Annotated in this window: 23 protein-coding genes; 18 read left to right on the top strand and 5 right to left on the bottom strand. The window is 68.1% G+C overall.

Features of this window, described 5'->3' with window-relative positions; all coding sequences use genetic code 11:
* The first annotated feature begins 33 nt into the window (after positions 1 to 33).
* The gene (locus AA23TX_RS44210; protein ID WP_230863075.1) at positions 34 to 675 is read left to right on the top strand and encodes a zinc ribbon domain-containing protein; all 642 of its coding nucleotides are present in this window, start codon (positions 34 to 36) and stop codon (positions 673 to 675) included.
* A 42-nt stretch (positions 676 to 717) separates the two neighbouring features.
* Here AA23TX_RS44210 and AA23TX_RS44215 read toward each other — a convergent pair whose 3' ends face one another.
* Positions 718 to 1,197, bottom strand: a complete 480-nt coding sequence (locus AA23TX_RS44215) for a GNAT family N-acetyltransferase (RefSeq protein ID WP_230863076.1) — start codon at positions 1,195 to 1,197, stop codon at positions 718 to 720.
* Positions 1,198 to 1,255: 58 nt separating this feature from the next.
* On the opposite strand from AA23TX_RS44215, the gene AA23TX_RS44220 reads away from it, so the two are divergent.
* Positions 1,256 to 1,477, top strand: a complete 222-nt coding sequence (locus AA23TX_RS44220; protein ID WP_155548863.1) for a hypothetical protein — start codon at positions 1,256 to 1,258, stop codon at positions 1,475 to 1,477.
* Here AA23TX_RS44220 and AA23TX_RS50610 read toward each other — a convergent pair.
* Genes AA23TX_RS50610 through AA23TX_RS44240 form a run of 4 tightly spaced genes read right to left on the bottom strand, consistent with a single transcriptional unit; the run spans position 1,461 to position 4,250 of the window.
* Positions 1,461 to 2,084 (bottom strand): hypothetical protein, encoded by a 624-nt coding sequence (locus tag AA23TX_RS50610; RefSeq protein WP_230863077.1) that lies wholly within the window; start codon positions 2,082 to 2,084, stop codon positions 1,461 to 1,463. The genes AA23TX_RS44220 and AA23TX_RS50610 overlap by 17 nt on opposite strands.
* The gene (locus tag AA23TX_RS44230) at positions 2,084 to 3,337 is read right to left on the bottom strand and encodes a hypothetical protein (RefSeq protein WP_155548864.1); all 1,254 of its coding nucleotides are present in this window, start codon (positions 3,335 to 3,337) and stop codon (positions 2,084 to 2,086) included. The genes AA23TX_RS50610 and AA23TX_RS44230 overlap by 1 nt, the downstream gene beginning before the upstream one ends.
* 11 nt (positions 3,338 to 3,348) lie before the next feature.
* Complete coding sequence (locus AA23TX_RS44235; RefSeq protein ID WP_155548865.1) at positions 3,349 to 3,696, bottom strand: hypothetical protein; 348 nt, start codon at positions 3,694 to 3,696, stop codon at positions 3,349 to 3,351.
* On the bottom strand, positions 3,696 to 4,250 hold the full coding sequence (locus tag AA23TX_RS44240; protein WP_155548866.1) for a YbaB/EbfC family nucleoid-associated protein: 555 nt from the start codon (positions 4,248 to 4,250) through the stop codon (positions 3,696 to 3,698). The genes AA23TX_RS44235 and AA23TX_RS44240 overlap by 1 nt, the downstream gene beginning before the upstream one ends.
* 164 nt (positions 4,251 to 4,414) lie before the next feature.
* On the opposite strand from AA23TX_RS44240, the gene AA23TX_RS44245 reads away from it, so the two are divergent.
* From AA23TX_RS44245 to rpsQ, 16 genes are all read left to right on the top strand, one after another.
* The gene (locus AA23TX_RS44245; protein ID WP_155548867.1) at positions 4,415 to 4,570 is read left to right on the top strand and encodes a hypothetical protein; all 156 of its coding nucleotides are present in this window, start codon (positions 4,415 to 4,417) and stop codon (positions 4,568 to 4,570) included.
* Positions 4,571 to 5,154: 584 nt separating this feature from the next.
* A complete protein-coding gene (gene rpsL / locus AA23TX_RS44250) occupies positions 5,155 to 5,529 on the top strand; it encodes a 30S ribosomal protein S12 (protein ID WP_003102113.1) in 375 nt (124 codons plus the stop codon).
* Positions 5,529 to 5,999: a 30S ribosomal protein S7 gene (gene rpsG, locus AA23TX_RS44255; RefSeq protein ID WP_003102106.1), complete on the top strand. Its 471-nt coding sequence runs from the start codon at positions 5,529 to 5,531 to the stop codon at positions 5,997 to 5,999. Before rpsL ends, rpsG begins: the two co-directional genes overlap by 1 nt.
* A gap of 63 nt (positions 6,000 to 6,062) precedes the next feature.
* Positions 6,063 to 8,162, top strand: a complete 2,100-nt coding sequence (gene fusA / locus AA23TX_RS44260; RefSeq protein WP_155548868.1) for an elongation factor G — start codon at positions 6,063 to 6,065, stop codon at positions 8,160 to 8,162.
* 131 nt (positions 8,163 to 8,293) lie between these two features.
* Positions 8,294 to 9,487, top strand: a complete 1,194-nt coding sequence (gene tuf / locus AA23TX_RS44265; RefSeq protein WP_155548869.1) for an elongation factor Tu — start codon at positions 8,294 to 8,296, stop codon at positions 9,485 to 9,487.
* A 406-nt stretch (positions 9,488 to 9,893) separates the two neighbouring features.
* Complete coding sequence (gene rpsJ, locus AA23TX_RS44270) at positions 9,894 to 10,199, top strand: 30S ribosomal protein S10 (protein WP_003102098.1); 306 nt, start codon at positions 9,894 to 9,896, stop codon at positions 10,197 to 10,199.
* 33 nt (positions 10,200 to 10,232) lie between these two features.
* A complete protein-coding gene (gene rplC / locus AA23TX_RS44275) occupies positions 10,233 to 10,889 on the top strand; it encodes a 50S ribosomal protein L3 (protein ID WP_086675504.1) in 657 nt (218 codons plus the stop codon).
* Positions 10,886 to 11,575, top strand: coding sequence for a 50S ribosomal protein L4 (rplD, locus tag AA23TX_RS44280; RefSeq protein ID WP_155548870.1), 690 nt, complete (start codon positions 10,886 to 10,888; stop codon positions 11,573 to 11,575). The genes rplC and rplD overlap by 4 nt, the downstream gene beginning before the upstream one ends.
* Positions 11,572 to 11,883 (top strand): 50S ribosomal protein L23, encoded by a 312-nt coding sequence (gene rplW, locus AA23TX_RS44285; RefSeq protein WP_003102087.1) that lies wholly within the window; start codon positions 11,572 to 11,574, stop codon positions 11,881 to 11,883. Before rplD ends, rplW begins: the two co-directional genes overlap by 4 nt.
* A 15-nt stretch (positions 11,884 to 11,898) precedes the next feature.
* The gene (rplB, locus tag AA23TX_RS44290) at positions 11,899 to 12,735 is read left to right on the top strand and encodes a 50S ribosomal protein L2 (RefSeq protein ID WP_155548871.1); all 837 of its coding nucleotides are present in this window, start codon (positions 11,899 to 11,901) and stop codon (positions 12,733 to 12,735) included.
* Between the two features lie 18 nt (positions 12,736 to 12,753).
* Complete coding sequence (gene rpsS, locus AA23TX_RS44295; RefSeq protein ID WP_003102083.1) at positions 12,754 to 13,035, top strand: 30S ribosomal protein S19; 282 nt, start codon at positions 12,754 to 12,756, stop codon at positions 13,033 to 13,035.
* A gap of 29 nt (positions 13,036 to 13,064) precedes the next feature.
* Positions 13,065 to 13,484 carry a 50S ribosomal protein L22 gene (rplV, locus tag AA23TX_RS44300; protein ID WP_086675501.1) on the top strand — a complete coding sequence of 140 codons (420 nt, stop codon included), beginning with the start codon at positions 13,065 to 13,067 and terminating at the stop codon, positions 13,482 to 13,484.
* Complete coding sequence (gene rpsC, locus AA23TX_RS44305) at positions 13,484 to 14,323, top strand: 30S ribosomal protein S3 (RefSeq protein WP_013222607.1); 840 nt, start codon at positions 13,484 to 13,486, stop codon at positions 14,321 to 14,323. Before rplV ends, rpsC begins: the two co-directional genes overlap by 1 nt.
* 3 nt (positions 14,324 to 14,326) lie before the next feature.
* Positions 14,327 to 14,746 (top strand): 50S ribosomal protein L16, encoded by a 420-nt coding sequence (gene rplP / locus AA23TX_RS44310; RefSeq protein ID WP_004558864.1) that lies wholly within the window; start codon positions 14,327 to 14,329, stop codon positions 14,744 to 14,746.
* Entirely contained in the window at positions 14,746 to 14,991 is a 246-nt protein-coding gene (rpmC, locus tag AA23TX_RS44315; protein ID WP_086675500.1) for a 50S ribosomal protein L29, read from the top strand. Before rplP ends, rpmC begins: the two co-directional genes overlap by 1 nt.
* On the top strand, positions 14,988 to 15,266 hold the full coding sequence (gene rpsQ / locus AA23TX_RS44320) for a 30S ribosomal protein S17 (RefSeq protein ID WP_086675499.1): 279 nt from the start codon (positions 14,988 to 14,990) through the stop codon (positions 15,264 to 15,266). Before rpmC ends, rpsQ begins: the two co-directional genes overlap by 4 nt.
* Positions 15,267 to 15,282 lie beyond the last annotated feature (16 nt).

A 15,282-nucleotide genomic window follows, 5' to 3' on the forward strand; every position in this document is an offset into this window, starting at 1 on the left:
GCAGTGCCCGCGGTGCGCTGGCGAAGATGGGCCGTGGCTGACTCTGTGCCCTTCACGGACAACTTCTCGGACCTCTCCAACACGCAGGGGTACCAGTTCGAGTTCCGGTGCGAACGCTGTGGCAACGGTTTCCGTTCCGCGTTCCAGCGCGACAACATGGAAACCGGGCGAAGCGTGCTTCGCACGGTCGGCTCGTTCTTCGGCGGGACGCTGAGGGACCTGAGCAACTCGGCCGACCAGTGGCGCTACGACCGCGCGACGAACTCGCCGGCGAAGGACCGCGCGCTGGCGGCGGCGGTCAAGGAGATCACCCCGAGCTTCCGCCAGTGCCGCGGCTGCGGCGACTGGATGTGCCAGGACCAGTGCTGGAACGAGGAGATCGGGCAGTGCCTGCGCTGCTCGCCGAGCGTCGCCGAGGAGATCTCGCGGGCGCAGGCGTCGGCGCAGCGCGACCAGATCTGGGACAAGGCCCGCGAGAAGGACTGGACGTCCGATCTCGACCTCGAGACCCGCGCGAAGGTCACCTGCCCGGGCTGCGGCCTGAAGGCCGAGGGCGGCAAGTTCTGCTCGTCGTGCGGCACTTCGCTGGCGCTCAAGGTCGGCTGCGGCGGCTGCGGGAGCGAGGGCAACAAGCCCGGCGCCCTGTTCTGCTCGGACTGCGGTTCCAAGCTCTGACCGGAGCTACGTAAGGGTGAAGACCCAAAGTCGTCGCGTGCGTCAGCTGAGGGCCTTCGCGAACCAGCGCTCGGCGAACTGCCCTTCGTTGAAGGGCTCGACCTCGGCGTAGCCGATCTTCGCGTAGAGCGCGCGGGCCTCGACGAGGTCGTGGCGGGTGTCGAGCCGCATGAGGCTCGAGCCGAGCTGCCGGGCCGCGTCCTCGGCGGCCGTCACCAGGACCGGGGCGAGCCCCGAGCCGCGGTGGCCCGGCTTGACGAACACCTTCGTCAGCTCGCTGACCCCCGGCGCGACCACGCGGGTGCCGGCGCAGCCCGCGGCCTCGCCGTCGCGGTAGCCGACGACGAACGCCCCGGTGGGCGGCACCAGGTCGGTCCCGGGTTCCTCGGCCACGTAGCGCGTGAGCTCGGCTTCGGTGATCGGACGTCCGTAGTAGCGCGAAGCGACTTCGTCCATGTACTCGCGCATGATCGCGACGGCGTCCGGATGAGCGACGTCGATCTGGGTGATCTTCCAGTTCACGTCCTCATCCTGGGGCCGCTGTCCAGCGAATTCGGCCGGCCCCCGGCACGATGGGGAGATGACGACTGTCACGAAGCGCCTGACGGTGGTGGCCGTCGTGCTGATCACGGTGGGAGCGATCCTGCTGTCGGTGGGCGCGCTCGGCTTCCGGTCCGACGAGCAGGCCGACGCCAACATCGGCGCGGGGTTCGCCCTGCTGGCCGGGCCGTACATCGTCGGGCTGGGCCTGGTGTTCGCCCTCTCGGCCGGGCTGACGCACTGGACTACCCGGCGCCGGTGACCCCCGGGGCCCACAGTGCCGCGGGGAGCCGCTCGGCCAGTTCGGTGAGGAACTCGGCCTCGGCGATGATGGTCTCCCGCGTCGCGCACCCCGGCGCCCAGGTCCGCGCCGACCCGTGCTCCACCACGACGTTCCGCTGCCCGAACCGCGGGTTCGCCGCCAGCCACTGACCCAGCGCGCCCTCGAGCCGCGAGTCCGGCGGCAGCGTCGGCATCGACAGCGCTTTCCCCGGCACGATCCGCAGCTCCGGGCACGGCGGCACGGCCACCTGCGTGACGTGGATGTCGCGGAAACCCGTGTGGTCGTCGGAGCGGCGGTACGACTCGCGCGTGTCGACCGCGATCGCCGGGCGGTCGCGGTGACGGAACTCCACCCACGCCGCGCGGGTGCTCTCCGTCAGCGGCCGGCCCGAGGGGTGGGCCACGCCGAACGTCGGGGACGGCCCCGGCCCGACGCCGCTGTGGAACGTCCCGCCGCGCTCCGCCGCGAACGCCTTGAACCAGTGCTCCTGGCGTCCTGCCACGAACTTGCTGTTCGAGCGCCACCAGATCGCCCCGGCCACCGCGACCACGACGACGCCGATGAGCACGGCGACCACCGTCACCATCAGAAGTCCAGCTCCGTCCGGGTTTCCTCGTCGGACTGGTCCTCGCCGGTCGAGCCGTAGCCGCTGGCCTTCTTGGCGTTTTTGGTGTGGCTGTTCAGCTTTCCGAGGTGGTCGTTGACGTTCTTCGCGTCGTTGTCGCTCGGGTTGGCCGGGTTGAACCCCAGCACGCCCTTGACCGCCGCTTCGCCGCCCTTCTTCAGGGCCTCTTCGGCGCCCGTCTTCAGGATCGACGGCTTGTACTGGATGTTGCCGGCCGCGTCCTTGACCGGGTTCTCCCACGCCTTCGCCCAGCGCTTGCCGAGCATGCCGTCCTCGCCCATCGTCTTTTCGAGCAGCGTCTTGCCCGAGTTCTTCTCGGCGATCTCCGACAGCTTCGTCGCGGTCTTGCCCTCGGCGAGCTTCTGGCCGAGCTTCGTGGCGGCCAGCTTGTCCTTGAGCTTCTTCAGCCAGTCCAGCACCTTCTGCAGGATTTCCCGCAGTTTCGACACCTTCTGCGTGGTCCGCGCGGTCGTCGCGACGGCTTCGCCCTCGGTGGCCGCGCCCGCCGCCGCCGTCGACGCGCCGCAGGTCGGCACCGCGGCCGCCAGCGCCGGCACCCACAGCATGACCAGCCACGTGATGAACTCGGTGAGGATCGCCTTGATGAGCTCCTCGATGAAGCTCATCAGCATGCTGTTCAGCTGCAGCATCTGCGCGAGGTCACCGGACTTGCCGGCGACGCCGCCGATGCCGTGCGCGAACTCGCCGAGCGACGTCCTCGCCGCGTTGGCAGCGTCGCCCTGCCAGCCCTTGAGCCTCTCGTCGGCCACCTGGCCGAAGTTCTTGGACAGCTGGTCCAAACCGGTCGCGATCGCGCCGAAGTTCTCCGCCGCGACGCCGAGCGCGGGGCCGTCGCCGCTGACGAAGTGGATCGCGTCCTGCACCGGCTGGACGACGCCGATCAGGAAGTTCAGCCCCTGCCCGACCAGCCAGCCGAGCGGGTCGGTGGCGATGTCGGTGATGGTGCTGGAGCTCGACTGGATGAAGCCCGCCGTGTCGGTCGCGATCGTGCCCAGGCCGAGCGTGATGTCGGCGCCGTCCGGGTGCGGCGCGGTCACCGCCTTGGCCACCGACACGAAGTCCTTGCCGACGGTCACCGCGCCGCCGACGAACGGCGTCGCCTTGACGGCGTTGCCGACGTTCATCCCGAGCACGGTGGCCGGGTCGTCGGACTTGACGGTGATCCCGCTCGCGACGTCTTCCACCTCTGCCACTTGCGTCCCCCTCAGTGCTTCGGCTCGCGCGGACCGTCGAGCAGGACCTCGACCTGGCCGAAGAACGCCGTGTGGTCGTCTTCGACGCCCTGGTAGACGTTCGCCGCGTCGGTGAACTTGCCCTGGGCCGAGGTCAGGCCGTCGGCCATCGACGCCAGCAGCTCGTGCAGCTCCCGCAGCGTCTCGTCGTACCCCTGCTTGGTGAAGATGCCGACGACGCCCCACGACTTGTCGCCGACGTCGGCCTGGCCCACCTTCTCGGTGATCTTCGCGCCCTGCTCCCGGTACTTGCCGAGGTCGCCGACGTACCCGCGCAGTGCGTCGACCTCCACCTGGTAACCGCCGGCTCCGTCGGGCATCAGTCCTCCTCGTCGAACAGGGTGCGGAGGAAGGTGTCGCCCGCGGACCCGGCCGCGGGCGGTACCTGCGGCGGTTGCGGCGCGTCGGCCTGGCGCAGCACCCGCTCCTCGGAGAAGTCCTCGGCGGGGGCCGGCGGCGCCGGCGTTCCTTCCGCCAGCTTCGACCGCATTTCCTCGACGGTGGTTCCGAACACGACGGCCTGGGTCTCGAGGACCTGGTCGACGAGGCCGAGGTTGTCGCCCAGGTGCTCCTCGACGAGCACCGCCTGCCGGCGGGCCGCCTCGCCGACGGCTTCGCGCAGCGTCGTCAGCAACACCGCCGACAGCGCCTTCGGGCCCTTCGCGAGCGCCGCGTCCGTGAACTCGACGTCGAGGACCGCGCCGCCCGGCCCGGTGACCACGGTCACGCCGCCGTCCGGCGAGGATGCTCTCGCCCGCAGCTCGGTCAGCCCCTGCCGCATCGCGCCGACGCCGGCGAACCGGTCGTCGACGTTCCGGATGCTCGACTGGAACCGCTCGAACTCGGCTACCAGCTGGTCGAACTCGCCCGACATCCTCTTGGCCCTCCCCGCTCGCCCGGTGCTCGCCACCCATCGTGACGCCTCGGTGGCGGTGTGACGCACGGAACGCCCGATCCGATCCCTCTGCGTCACCCGACCGGGTAATGGGTAGGTTTCCGGCCGCAAGGGGAAGCAGGGATGAGCGCTAGGAGTGCGTGATGAGCAGCAACGAAGGGGCCGCGGGGCCCGACGAAGAGAAGAAGTCGACCGGTAGCCACGCGGCGCCGGAGGGGGCGGGCGTGCACCCGCTCATCGACCTCTCGCGCGACCCGAACCCGGGCAAGCCGGACCACGCGAAGCCCGACGAAGACTGATCCGCCGCGGGTCGTGTGCCCGGAGGGTCGGGTCGGGTACCTGGAGGGGGCCGGGTCGCGTGCCGGGGGAGTCGGCTCGCGTACCCGGAGGGGCGGCCGGTGAGCCGGCCGCCTGGGTACGCGACCCGACCACCTGGGTACGTGGCCGGGCTCGGAACATTCCGCAGGCCGGGTGTGTTGTTCAGGGTGTGGCCGGCAGCCCTGGCCCCGTCGGGTCCGGGAGCGGCCGGTACCGGAAAGCGTTGCGCCGCTTCGGCGCGACCGGACTCCGGGACATCCCGCCACTGGCCGGTGTCCGGAGGTACGCTGGAGGTTCGCCAGCCTACGGACCCCCCGCCGCGTTCCGTCCGGACCCGGGCGGGTATCTTTGGAGACCGTGCCCGGCATGCGTCGGGCCGCTCCGCGTGCCGTGCGGCATGGGCGGGGTGCTCAGGCACCCGGTCACCGGCTTCGGCAGGTCGGGGTTCCGACGGAAAATCCCTCCGGGAAGTTACCGGTCGACAGACCGTGACGCGGGCCGACACGCCCGACCGCGGGGGCCGGTGAAGACACGAAGAAGCAGATCACGACAGGAAGCTGGTCCATTGCCCACGATCCAGCAGCTGGTCCGCAAGGGCCGCCAGGACAAGGCTGCCAAGCAGAAGACCGCGGCCCTCAAGGGGAGCCCGCAGCGGCGTGGCGTGTGCACTCGCGTGTACACCACGACCCCCAAGAAGCCGAACTCGGCGCTTCGCAAGGTCGCGCGTGTGAAGCTGACCAGCGGCATCGAGGTCACCGCCTACATCCCCGGTGAGGGCCACAACCTGCAGGAGCACTCGATGGTGCTCGTGCGTGGTGGTCGTGTGAAGGACCTTCCGGGTGTCCGTTACAAGATCATCCGCGGTTCGCTCGACACGCAGGGTGTCAAGAACCGCAAGCAGGCGCGCAGCCGGTACGGCGCGAAGAAGGAGAAGAGCTAATGCCCCGCAAGGGTCCGGCCCCGAAGCGGCCGCTGATCTCCGACCCCGTCTACGCCTCCCCGCTGGTCACCCAGCTGGTGAACAAGGTGCTGAAGGACGGGAAGCGGTCCCTGGCCGAGCGCATCGTGTACGGCGCGCTCGAAGGCGCTCGCGAGAAGACGGGCACCGACCCGGTCGTCACGCTGAAGCGCGCCCTCGACAACGTGAAGCCCACCATCGAGGTGAAGAGCCGCCGCGTCGGTGGTGCCACCTACCAGGTGCCGATCGAGGTCAAGCCGGGTCGCTCCACCACGCTGGCCCTGCGCTGGCTGGTCTCCTTCTCGCAGGCTCGCCGCGAGAAGACGATGATCGAGCGCCTGCAGAACGAGCTCCTGGACGCTTCCAACGGCCTCGGTGCCTCCGTGAAGCGTCGCGAGGACACGCACAAGATGGCCGAGTCCAACCGGGCCTTCGCGCACTACCGCTGGTGATGACTGCCCGGCTGTCGACCAAGCCATGCCGGGCCCCAAGCTTGAGAACAGGGGAACACTCTCGTGGCACGTGAAGTGCTGACCGACCTGAACAAGGTCCGCAACATCGGCATCATGGCCCACATCGACGCCGGCAAGACGACCACCACCGAGCGGATCCTGTTCTACACCGGGGTCAACTACAAGATCGGTGAAGTCCACGACGGCGCCGCCACCATGGACTGGATGGAGGAGGAGCAGAAGCGGGGCATCACCATCACCTCGGCTGCGACCACCACCTTCTGGGACGACCACCAGATCAACATCATCGACACTCCGGGCCACGTCGACTTCACCGTCGAGGTGGAGCGCAACCTCCGGGTGCTCGACGGTGCGGTCGCCGTCTTCGACGGCAAGGAAGGCGTCGAGCCGCAGTCCGAGCAGGTCTGGCGGCAGGCGGACAAGTACGACGTCCCGCGCATCTGTTTCGTCAACAAGATGGACAAGCTGGGCGCGGACTTCTACTACACCGTGAAGACCATCGTGGAGCGCCTCGGCGTCCGCCCGCTGGTCATCCAGCTGCCGATCGGCGCCGAGAACGACTTCGAAGGCGTCGTCGACCTGGTCCGCATGAAGGCGCTGACCTGGCGCGGCGAGGTCCAGAAGGGCGAGGACTACTCGATCGAGGACATCCCGGCCGAGCTGGCCGAGCTGGCCGCCGAGTACCGCGAGAAGCTCGTCGAGACCGTCGCCGAGGCGGACGACGCGCTGATGGAGAAGTTCCTGGAGGGTGAGGAGCTCACGGAAGCCGAGATCAAGGCCGGCATCCGCAAGCTCACCATCACCAGCCAGGTCTTCCCGGTGCTGGCCGGTTCCGCGTTCAAGAACAAGGGCGTGCAGCCCATGCTCGACGCGGTCATCGACTACCTGCCGACCCCGCTGGACGTCCCGGCCGTCGAGGGCCTGCTGCCCGACGGCGAGACCGTGGCCACCCGCAAGGCGTCGGTCGACGAGCCGTTCGCCGCGCTCGCGTTCAAGATCGCCGCGCACCCGTTCTTCGGCAAGCTGACCTACATCCGGGTGTACTCGGGCAAGGTCGCCGCCGGGGCGCAGGTCGTCAACGCGACCAAGGAGCGCAAGGAGCGCATCGGGAAGATCTTCCAGATGCACTCCAACAAGGAGAACCCGGTCGACGACGCCCAGGTCGGCCACATCTACGCGGTCATCGGCCTGAAGGACACCACCACGGGTGACACCCTGGCGGACCCGCAGAACCCGATCGTGCTGGAGTCGATGACGTTCCCCGAGCCGGTCATCCGGGTCGCGATCGAACCGAAGACGAAGGCCGACCAGGAGAAGCTGTCCCTGGCGATCCAGAAGCTGGCCGAAGAGGACCCGACGTTCCAGGTCAAGCTGGACGAGGACACCGGCCAGACGATCATCGCGGGTATGGGTGAGCTGCACCTCGAGGTGCTGGTGAACCGGATGAAGTCCGACTACAAGGTCGAGGCGAACATCGGTAAGCCGCAGGTCGCCTACCGCGAGACGATCAAGAAGACTGTGGACAAGCTCGACTACGTCCACAAGAAGCAGACCGGTGGTTCCGGCCAGTTCGCGAAGGTCATCGTGAAGCTGGAGCCGCTGGAGCGCACCGACGGCGCGCTCTACGAGTTCGACAACAAGGTGTCCGGTGGCCGCGTGCCGCGGGAGTACATCCCGTCGGTCGACGCGGGCGCCCAGGACGCGATGCAGTACGGCGTCCTGGCCGGCTACCCGCTCGTCGGGTTGAAGTTCACCCTGTTGGACGGTGCGTACCACGAGGTCGACTCTTCGGAGATGGCGTTCAAGATCGCCGGTTCCATGGCGATGAAGGAAGCCGCGAAGAAGGCCCACCCCGTGATCCTGGAGCCGATGATGGCGGTCGAGGTGACCACGCCCGAGGACTACATGGGTGACGTCATCGGTGACCTCAACTCCCGCCGTGGTCAGATCCAGGCCATGGAGGAGCGGGCGGGCATCCGCGTCGTGAAGGCGCTGGTCCCGCTGTCGGAGATGTTCGGCTACGTCGGTGACCTCCGGTCCCGCACCCAGGGCCGGGCGAACTACTCCATGTTGTTCGACTCCTACGCCGAGGTTCCCGCGAACGTCGCGAAGGAAATCATCGCGAAGGCGACGGGGGAGTAAAACCCCTCACCGCGCGCGGGCATTAAGGGACTCTCCTGAACGTCCGCTAGCACCGACGAAGGAACATTCGGGGGTCGGCAGCCACGCCGGCCCCCGAGCACAAAGCGAAATCAGTCCAGGAGGACATTCCAGTGGCGAAGGCGAAGTTCGAGCGGAGCAAGCCGCACGTCAACATCGGGACCATCGGTCACGTCGACCACGGCAAGACCACGCTGACCGCGGCGATCACCAAGGTTCTGCACGACAAGTACCCGGAGCTCAACGAGTCCCGGGCGTTCGACCAGATCGACAACGCGCCGGAAGAGAAGCAGCGCGGCATCACGATCAACATCTCGCACGTCGAGTACCAGACCGAGAAGCGTCACTACGCGCACGTCGACGCCCCCGGTCACGCGGACTACATCAAGAACATGATCACCGGTGCCGCTCAGATGGACGGCGCGATCCTCGTGGTCGCGGCGACCGACGGCCCGATGCCGCAGACCCGTGAGCACGTGCTGCTCGCCCGCCAGGTCGGCGTGCCCTACATCGTGGTCGCGCTGAACAAGGCCGACATGGTCGACGACGAGGAGATCCTGGAGCTCGTCGAGCTCGAGGTCCGCGAGCTGCTGTCCTCGCAGGAGTTCCCCGGCGACGACGCCCCGGTCGTGCGCGTCTCGGGCCTGAAGGCCCTCGAGGGCGACGAGAAGTGGGCCGAGGCCGTTCTCGAGCTGATGACCGCTGTCGACGACAACGTGCCGGACCCGGTGCGCGAGCTCGACAAGCCGTTCCTCATGCCGATCGAGGACGTCTTCACGATCACCGGTCGCGGCACCGTCGTCACCGGCCGCGTCGAGCGTGGCGTGGTCAACGTGAACGAAGAGGTCGAGATCGTCGGCATCAAGGAAAAGTCGACCAAGACCACCGTCACCGGTGTCGAGATGTTCCGCAAGCTGCTGGACCAGGGCCAGGCGGGCGACAACGTCGGCCTCCTCGTCCGCGGTATCAAGCGTGAGGACGTCGAGCGCGGCCAGGTCGTCGTGAAGCCGGGTACCACCACCCCGCACACCGACTTCGAGGGCCGGGTCTACATCCTGTCGAAGGACGAGGGTGGCCGTCACACCCCGTTCTTCAACAACTACCGCCCGCAGTTCTACTTCCGCACCACCGACGTGACCGGCGTCGTTACCCTCCCCGAGGGCACCGAGATGGTCATGCCGGGCGACAACACCGACATCTCGGTCGCGCTGATCCAGCCGGTCGCGATGGACGTGAACCTGCGCTTCGCCATCCGCGAGGGTGGCCGCACCGTCGGTGCGGGTCAGGTCACCAAGATCATCAAGTGATTTAACGCCAGACCCGGGGGCAATACACCCCCGGGTCAGGGGCGTCAAATCACGTGTGCGACACTATTCAGGTTGCTCGTCCTGGGGCGGCCGACCCTTCAAGGGTCCGGCCGCCCTGGTGCGAGTGGCCACGGTCCGCCGAGCCTCTTCCTTCGGGTAGGCGAGCGGGCAAAGGCAGTGAGACGGCGTTCTTGCAAAAGCGCAGCCGGCTCATAGCCTCCTCACGTTGAGGAAGACCAGGCAAGACGACGATCCCGCGGGATCCGTCTGTGCGTCGGGCGCGACACGCCCGACCGCGTGGACCGGGGACAGGGCCGTTGAACTGCGGAAACCCAGGCCAAAGTGGAGACACGGCGGCGGGGTTTGTGAGATAGCGGCACGAGACGACAAGGAACGAGCAGCCACCATGGCGGGACAGAAGATCCGCATCCGGCTCAAGGCCTACGACCACGAGGCGATCGACACCTCGGCGCGCAAGATCGTCGAGACGGTCACGCGCACCGGCGCCCGGGTTGTCGGGCCGGTGCCGCTGCCCACCGAGAAGAACGTTTACTGCGTCATCCGCTCGCCGCACAAGTACAAGGACTCGCGCGAGCACTTCGAGATGCGCACGCACAAGCGTCTGATCGACATCCTCGACCCGACGCCGAAGACGGTCGACGCGCTCATGCGCATCGACCTGCCGGCGAGCGTCGACGTCAACATCCAGTAGTAGCGGCGGGCGAGCGGCGGAGATAAGAGACTCATGTCTGACAGGCAGATGAAGGGCATCCTGGGCACCAAGCTCGGCATGACCCAGGTCTTCGACGAACAGAACCGGGTTGTCCCGGTCACCGTCGTGAAGGCCGGTCCGAACGTGGTCACCCAGGTTCGGACCCAGGAGAAGGACGGCTACAAGGCCGTGCAGCTGGCGTTCGGCGCGGTCGACCCGCGCAAGGTGAACAAGCCGCGCACCGGCCACTACGACAAGGCGGGCGTGACGCCGCGCCGGTTCCTCGCCGAGCTGCGCACCACCGACGCCGAGACCTACGAGGTCGGGCAGGAGATCACCGCCGAGGTGTTCGCCGCCGGCGTCGAGGTCGACGTGACCGGTACCAGCAAGGGCAAGGGCTACGCGGGCGTCATGAAGCGCCACGGTTTCAAGGGCCAGGGCGCGAGCCACGGTGCCCAGGCCGTGCACCGCAAGCCGGGTTCGATCGGTGGCTGCGCCACCCCCGGCCGCGTCTTCAAGGGCCTGCGCATGGCGGGCCGGATGGGCAACGACCGGGTCACCACGCAGAACCTGACCGTGCACGCCGTGCGTGCCGAGGACGGCCTGCTGCTGATCAAGGGCGCCGTGCCCGGTCCCAAGGGCGGCCTGCTGTTCGTGCGCAGCGCCGCGAAGGGTGGTAACTCCGAATGACAAGCGTCGAGCTGAAGACCCCGGCCGGTAAAGCCGACGGCACCGTGGACCTCCCCGAGGAGATCTTCGACGTGCAGGCCAATGTCGCGCTGATGCACCAGGTGGTGGTGGCCCAGCAGGCCGCGGCGCGCCAGGGCACGCACGACACGAAGACCCGTGGTGAGGTCTCCGGTGGCGGCAAGAAGCCGTACCGGCAGAAGGGCACCGGCCGTGCCCGCCAGGGTTCGACCCGCGCGCCGCAGTTCGTCGGCGGTGGCGTCGTCCACGGCCCCACGCCGCGCGACTACTCCCAGCGCACCCCGAAGAAGATGAAGGCCGCCGCTCTGCGTGGCGCCCTCTCCGACCGGGCGCGCGCCGGCCAGCTGCACATCGTCACCGAACTGGTGACGGGTGAGAAGCCGTCGACCAAGGCCGCCAAGGCCGTTCTCGCCGCGGTGACGCAGGCGAAGCGCGTGCTCGTGGTGCTGCACCGGGACGACGAGTACAGCTGGGTTTCCCTGCGGAACCTGCCCGAGGTGCACCTGCTCTGGGCCGACCAGCTCAACACCTACGACGTGCTGGTCAACGACGACGTCGTGTTCACCAAGGCCGCGTACGACGTGTTCGTCGCCGGCCCCGCCCGCGGCAAGACCGTCAAGGCTTCCGCGCGGTCGGGCGAGGTCACGGAAGGGAGTGACGAGAAGTGAGTTCGGTCGCCATTCCGGACCCCCGCGACATCCTGCTCGCGCCGGTCATCTCCGAGAAGTCCTACGGGCTGCTCGAGGACCACAAGTACACGTTCATCGTCCGCCCGGACGCCAACAAGACCCAGATCAAGATCGCGGTCGAGAAGGTGTTCGGCGTCAAGGTGGTCAGTGTCAACACGGCCAATCGCCAGGGCAAGCGGAAGCGGACTCGCGCAGGCTTCGGCAAGCGCAAGGACACCAAGCGCGCCATCGTGACTCTTTCGCCTGAAAGCAAGGCGATCGAGATCTTCGGCGGACCCACCGCGTAAAGGACTGAGCTGACAATGGGCATCCGCAAGTACAAGCCGACGACCCCGGGTCGTCGCGGTTCGAGCGTCTCGGACTTCGCCGAGATCACCCGCTCCACCCCGGAGAAGTCGCTGCTTCGTCCGCTGAGCGGTTCGGGCGGTCGCAACTCGTCCGGCAAGATCACCACCCGGCACAAGGGTGGCGGCCACAAGCGCGCTTACCGCGTCATCGACTTCCGTCGCAACGACAAGGACGGCATCCCCGCCAAGGTCGCGCACATCGAGTACGACCCCAACCGGTCCGCTCGCATCGCGCTGCTGCACTACGCCGACGGCGAGAAGCGCTACATCATCGCGCCGGAGAAGCTGCGCCAGGGTGACACGGTGGAGAACGGCCCCCGGGCCGACATCAAGCCGGGCAACAACCTGCCGCTGCGCAACATCCCGGTCGGTACCGTGATCCACGCGATCGAGCTCCGCCCCGGTGGCGGCGCGAAGATGGCGCGGTCCGCCGGCGCGAAGGTGCAGCTCGTCGCCAAGGACGGTCCGTACGCCCAGCTGCGTCTCCCCTCGGGCGAGATCCGCAACGTGGACGTGCGCAACCGCGCCACGATCGGCGAGGTCGGCAACTCCGACCACGCCAACATCAACTGGGGCAAGGCCGGCCGCAACCGCTGGCGCGGCAAGCGCCCGACGGTCCGCGGTGTCGTCATGAACCCGGTCGACCACCCGCACGGTGGTGGCGAGGGCAAGACGTCCGGTGGTCGTCACCCCGTCAACCCGAACGGCAAGCCCGAAGGTCGTACGCGCCGGCGCAAGCCGAGCGACGCCCTCATCGTCCGCCGCCGGCGTACCGGCAAGAACAAGCGCTGAGCAGGGAGGTAGAACAACATGCCACGTAGCCTCAAGAAGGGCCCGTTCGTGGACGACCACCTGCTCAAGAAGGTGGACGCGCTGAACGAATCGGGCAAGAAGACCGTGATCAAGACCTGGTCGCGTCGTTCGACGATCATCCCGGATTTCCTGGGTCACACGATCGCCGTGCACGACGGCCGCAAGCACGTCCCGGTGTTCGTCACCGAGGCCATGGTGGGTCACAAGCTGGGCGAGTTCGCCCCGACGCGGACCTTCAAGGGTCACATCAAGGACGACCGCAAGTCGCGCCGCCGCTGAGCGGGCACGAAACCAGACAGGAAGTAGCGATGAACGCCCAGAACGACGTGACGACCGAGGCTGAACTGCCTACGGCGTACGCGCGGGCTCGCTTCGTCCGGGACTCGCCGACCAAGGTGCGCCGGGTGATCGAGCTCATCAAGGGACGTAGCGCCGCCGACGCCTTGGCCGTGCTCCGGTTCGCCCCGCAGGCGGCCAGCGAGCCGGTCGCGAAGGTGCTCGCCAGCGCCGTGGCCAACGCCGAGAACAACCTTCAGCTGGACCCGGAGACGCTCTGGGTCAAGAACGCGTACGCCGACGAGGGCCCCACCCTCAAGCGGATCCGCCCGCGGGCCCAGGGCCGTGCGTACCGGATCCGCAAGCGGACCAGCCACATCACCGTCGAGGTGGAGTCGCGTCCGGCCGTCGCGCAGAAGGCTCAGAGCAAGAAGAAGGCAGGTGGCCGGTAGTGGGCCAGAAGATCAACCCGCACGGTTTCCGCCTGGGTATCACCACGGACTGGAAGTCGCGCTGGTACGCCGACAAGCAGTACGCCGAGTACGTGGCCGAGGATGTCAAGATCCGCAAGCTCCTCGCCACGGGCATGGAGCGGGCCGGCATCTCCAAGGTCGAGATCGAGCGCACCCGTGACCGCGTCCGCGTGGACATCCACACCGCCCGGCCGGGCATCGTCATCGGCCGCCGCGGTGCGGAGGCCGACCGGATCCGCGGCGCGCTGGAGAAGCTGACCAAGAAGCAGGTCCAGCTGAACATCCTCGAGGTCAAGAACCCCGAGGCCGACGCCCAGCTGGTCGCCCAGGCGGTCGCGGAGCAGCTTTCCAACCGCGTGGCGTTCCGCCGCGCTATGCGGAAGGCGATCCAGACCTCCATGCGCTCGCCGCAGGTCAAGGGCATCCGCGTGCAGTGCGGCGGTCGTCTCGGCGGTGCCGAGATGTCCCGCTCCGAGCACTACCGCGATGGCCGCGTCCCGCTGCACACGCTGCGCGCCGACATCGACTACGGCTTCTTCGAGGCCAAGACGACGTTCGGTCGCATCGGCGTCAAGGTGTGGATCTACAAGGGTGAGCTCGTCGGTGGCCTGAAGGCTCGCGAGGCCCGTGACGCCGCCGAGCGCGCGCCGCGCGGTGGTCGCGACCGTGACCGCAGCGACCGGCCGTCCCGTCCGCGTCGTTCCGGCGCCTCGGGCACGACCGCCACCTCGACCGAAGCCGGTCGCGCCGCCGCTGCGGCCACGACCGAGGCCCCGGCGGCTCCGGCCACCGAGACCGCAGAAAAGACGGAGGGCTGAGACGTGCTCATCCCGCGCAGGGTCAAGCACCGGAAGCAGCACTCCCCGAAGCGCCACGGCGCCGCCAAGGGTGGCACGAAGGTCAGCTTCGGCGAGTACGGCATCCAGGCGCTTGAGCACAGCTACGTGACGAACCGGCAGATCGAGTCCGCTCGTATCGCCATGACCCGTCACATCAAGCGTGGTGGCAAGGTGTGGACGACCATCTACCCGGACCGCCCGCTGACCAAGAAGCCGGCCGAGACCCGCATGGGCTCCGGTAAGGGTTCGCCCGAGTGGTGGATCGCCAACGTGAAGCCGGGCCGCGTGATGTTCGAGATCTCGTTCCCGAACGAGGAGACCGCCCGTGAGGCGCTCCGCCGCGCGATCCACAAGCTGCCCATGAAGTGCCGCATCGTGACCCGTGAAGGTGGTGAGTTCTGATGGCGAACGCTGGTGCTCTGGCATCGGAGCTGCGTGAGCTCACCGCGGAAGAGCTCGTCCTGCGTCTGAAGGAATACAAGGAGGAGCTCTTCAACCTCCGCTTCCAGATGGCGACCGGGCAGCTCGACAACAACCGCCGTCTGCGCACCGTCCGCACGGACATCGCGCGGATCTACACGGTCATGCGCGAGCGCGAACTCGGCCTGTCCGTTGCCCCCGACGCCGAGAGTGAAGGTGCCGCATGAGCGAGCCCACCACCGAGACGCCGGCCCGGAACGACCGCAAGGTCCGCGAGGGCTACGTGGTCTCGGACAAGATGAACAAGACGATCGTGGTCGAGCTCGAGGACCGCAAGAAGCACCCCCGCTACTCGAAGGTTCTCCGCAGCACCACCAAGGTCAAGGTGCACGACGAGAACAACGAGGCCGGCGTGGGCGACCGGGTCACCCTGATGGAGACCCGCCCGCTGTCGGCGACCAAGCGCTGGCGCCTGGTGCAGATCGTGGAGAAGGCCAAGTAAGCAGGGCTCTTCGTGA

The sequence above is a fragment of the Amycolatopsis camponoti genome, assembly GCF_902497555.1.
GTDB classification, from domain to species: Bacteria; Actinomycetota; Actinomycetes; order Mycobacteriales; family Pseudonocardiaceae; genus Amycolatopsis; species Amycolatopsis camponoti.

Excerpts from the sequence above, each read along its gene's own strand:
- rpsS (WP_003102083.1), top strand. The coding sequence starts at position 12,754 with ATGCCACGTAGCCTCAAGAAGGGCCCGTTCGTGGACGACCACCTGCTC.
- rpsJ (WP_003102098.1), top strand. The coding sequence starts at position 9,894 with ATGGCGGGACAGAAGATCCGCATCCGGCTCAAGGCCTACGACCACGAG.
- AA23TX_RS44245 (WP_155548867.1), top strand. The coding sequence starts at position 4,415 with ATGAGCAGCAACGAAGGGGCCGCGGGGCCCGACGAAGAGAAGAAGTCG.
- rpsQ (WP_086675499.1), top strand. The coding sequence starts at position 14,988 with ATGAGCGAGCCCACCACCGAGACGCCGGCCCGGAACGACCGCAAGGTC.
- rplB (WP_155548871.1), top strand. The coding sequence starts at position 11,899 with ATGGGCATCCGCAAGTACAAGCCGACGACCCCGGGTCGTCGCGGTTCG.
- AA23TX_RS50610 (WP_230863077.1), bottom strand. The coding sequence starts at position 2,084 with ATGGTGACGGTGGTCGCCGTGCTCATCGGCGTCGTCGTGGTCGCGGTG.
- rpsG (WP_003102106.1), top strand. The coding sequence starts at position 5,529 with ATGCCCCGCAAGGGTCCGGCCCCGAAGCGGCCGCTGATCTCCGACCCC.
- AA23TX_RS44220 (WP_155548863.1), top strand. The coding sequence starts at position 1,256 with ATGACGACTGTCACGAAGCGCCTGACGGTGGTGGCCGTCGTGCTGATC.
- rplD (WP_155548870.1), top strand. The coding sequence starts at position 10,886 with ATGACAAGCGTCGAGCTGAAGACCCCGGCCGGTAAAGCCGACGGCACC.
- rplC (WP_086675504.1), top strand. The coding sequence starts at position 10,233 with ATGTCTGACAGGCAGATGAAGGGCATCCTGGGCACCAAGCTCGGCATG.
- rplV (WP_086675501.1), top strand. The coding sequence starts at position 13,065 with ATGAACGCCCAGAACGACGTGACGACCGAGGCTGAACTGCCTACGGCG.
- AA23TX_RS44235 (WP_155548865.1), bottom strand. The coding sequence starts at position 3,696 with ATGCCCGACGGAGCCGGCGGTTACCAGGTGGAGGTCGACGCACTGCGC.
- rpmC (WP_086675500.1), top strand. The coding sequence starts at position 14,746 with ATGGCGAACGCTGGTGCTCTGGCATCGGAGCTGCGTGAGCTCACCGCG.
- AA23TX_RS44240 (WP_155548866.1), bottom strand. The coding sequence starts at position 4,250 with ATGTCGGGCGAGTTCGACCAGCTGGTAGCCGAGTTCGAGCGGTTCCAG.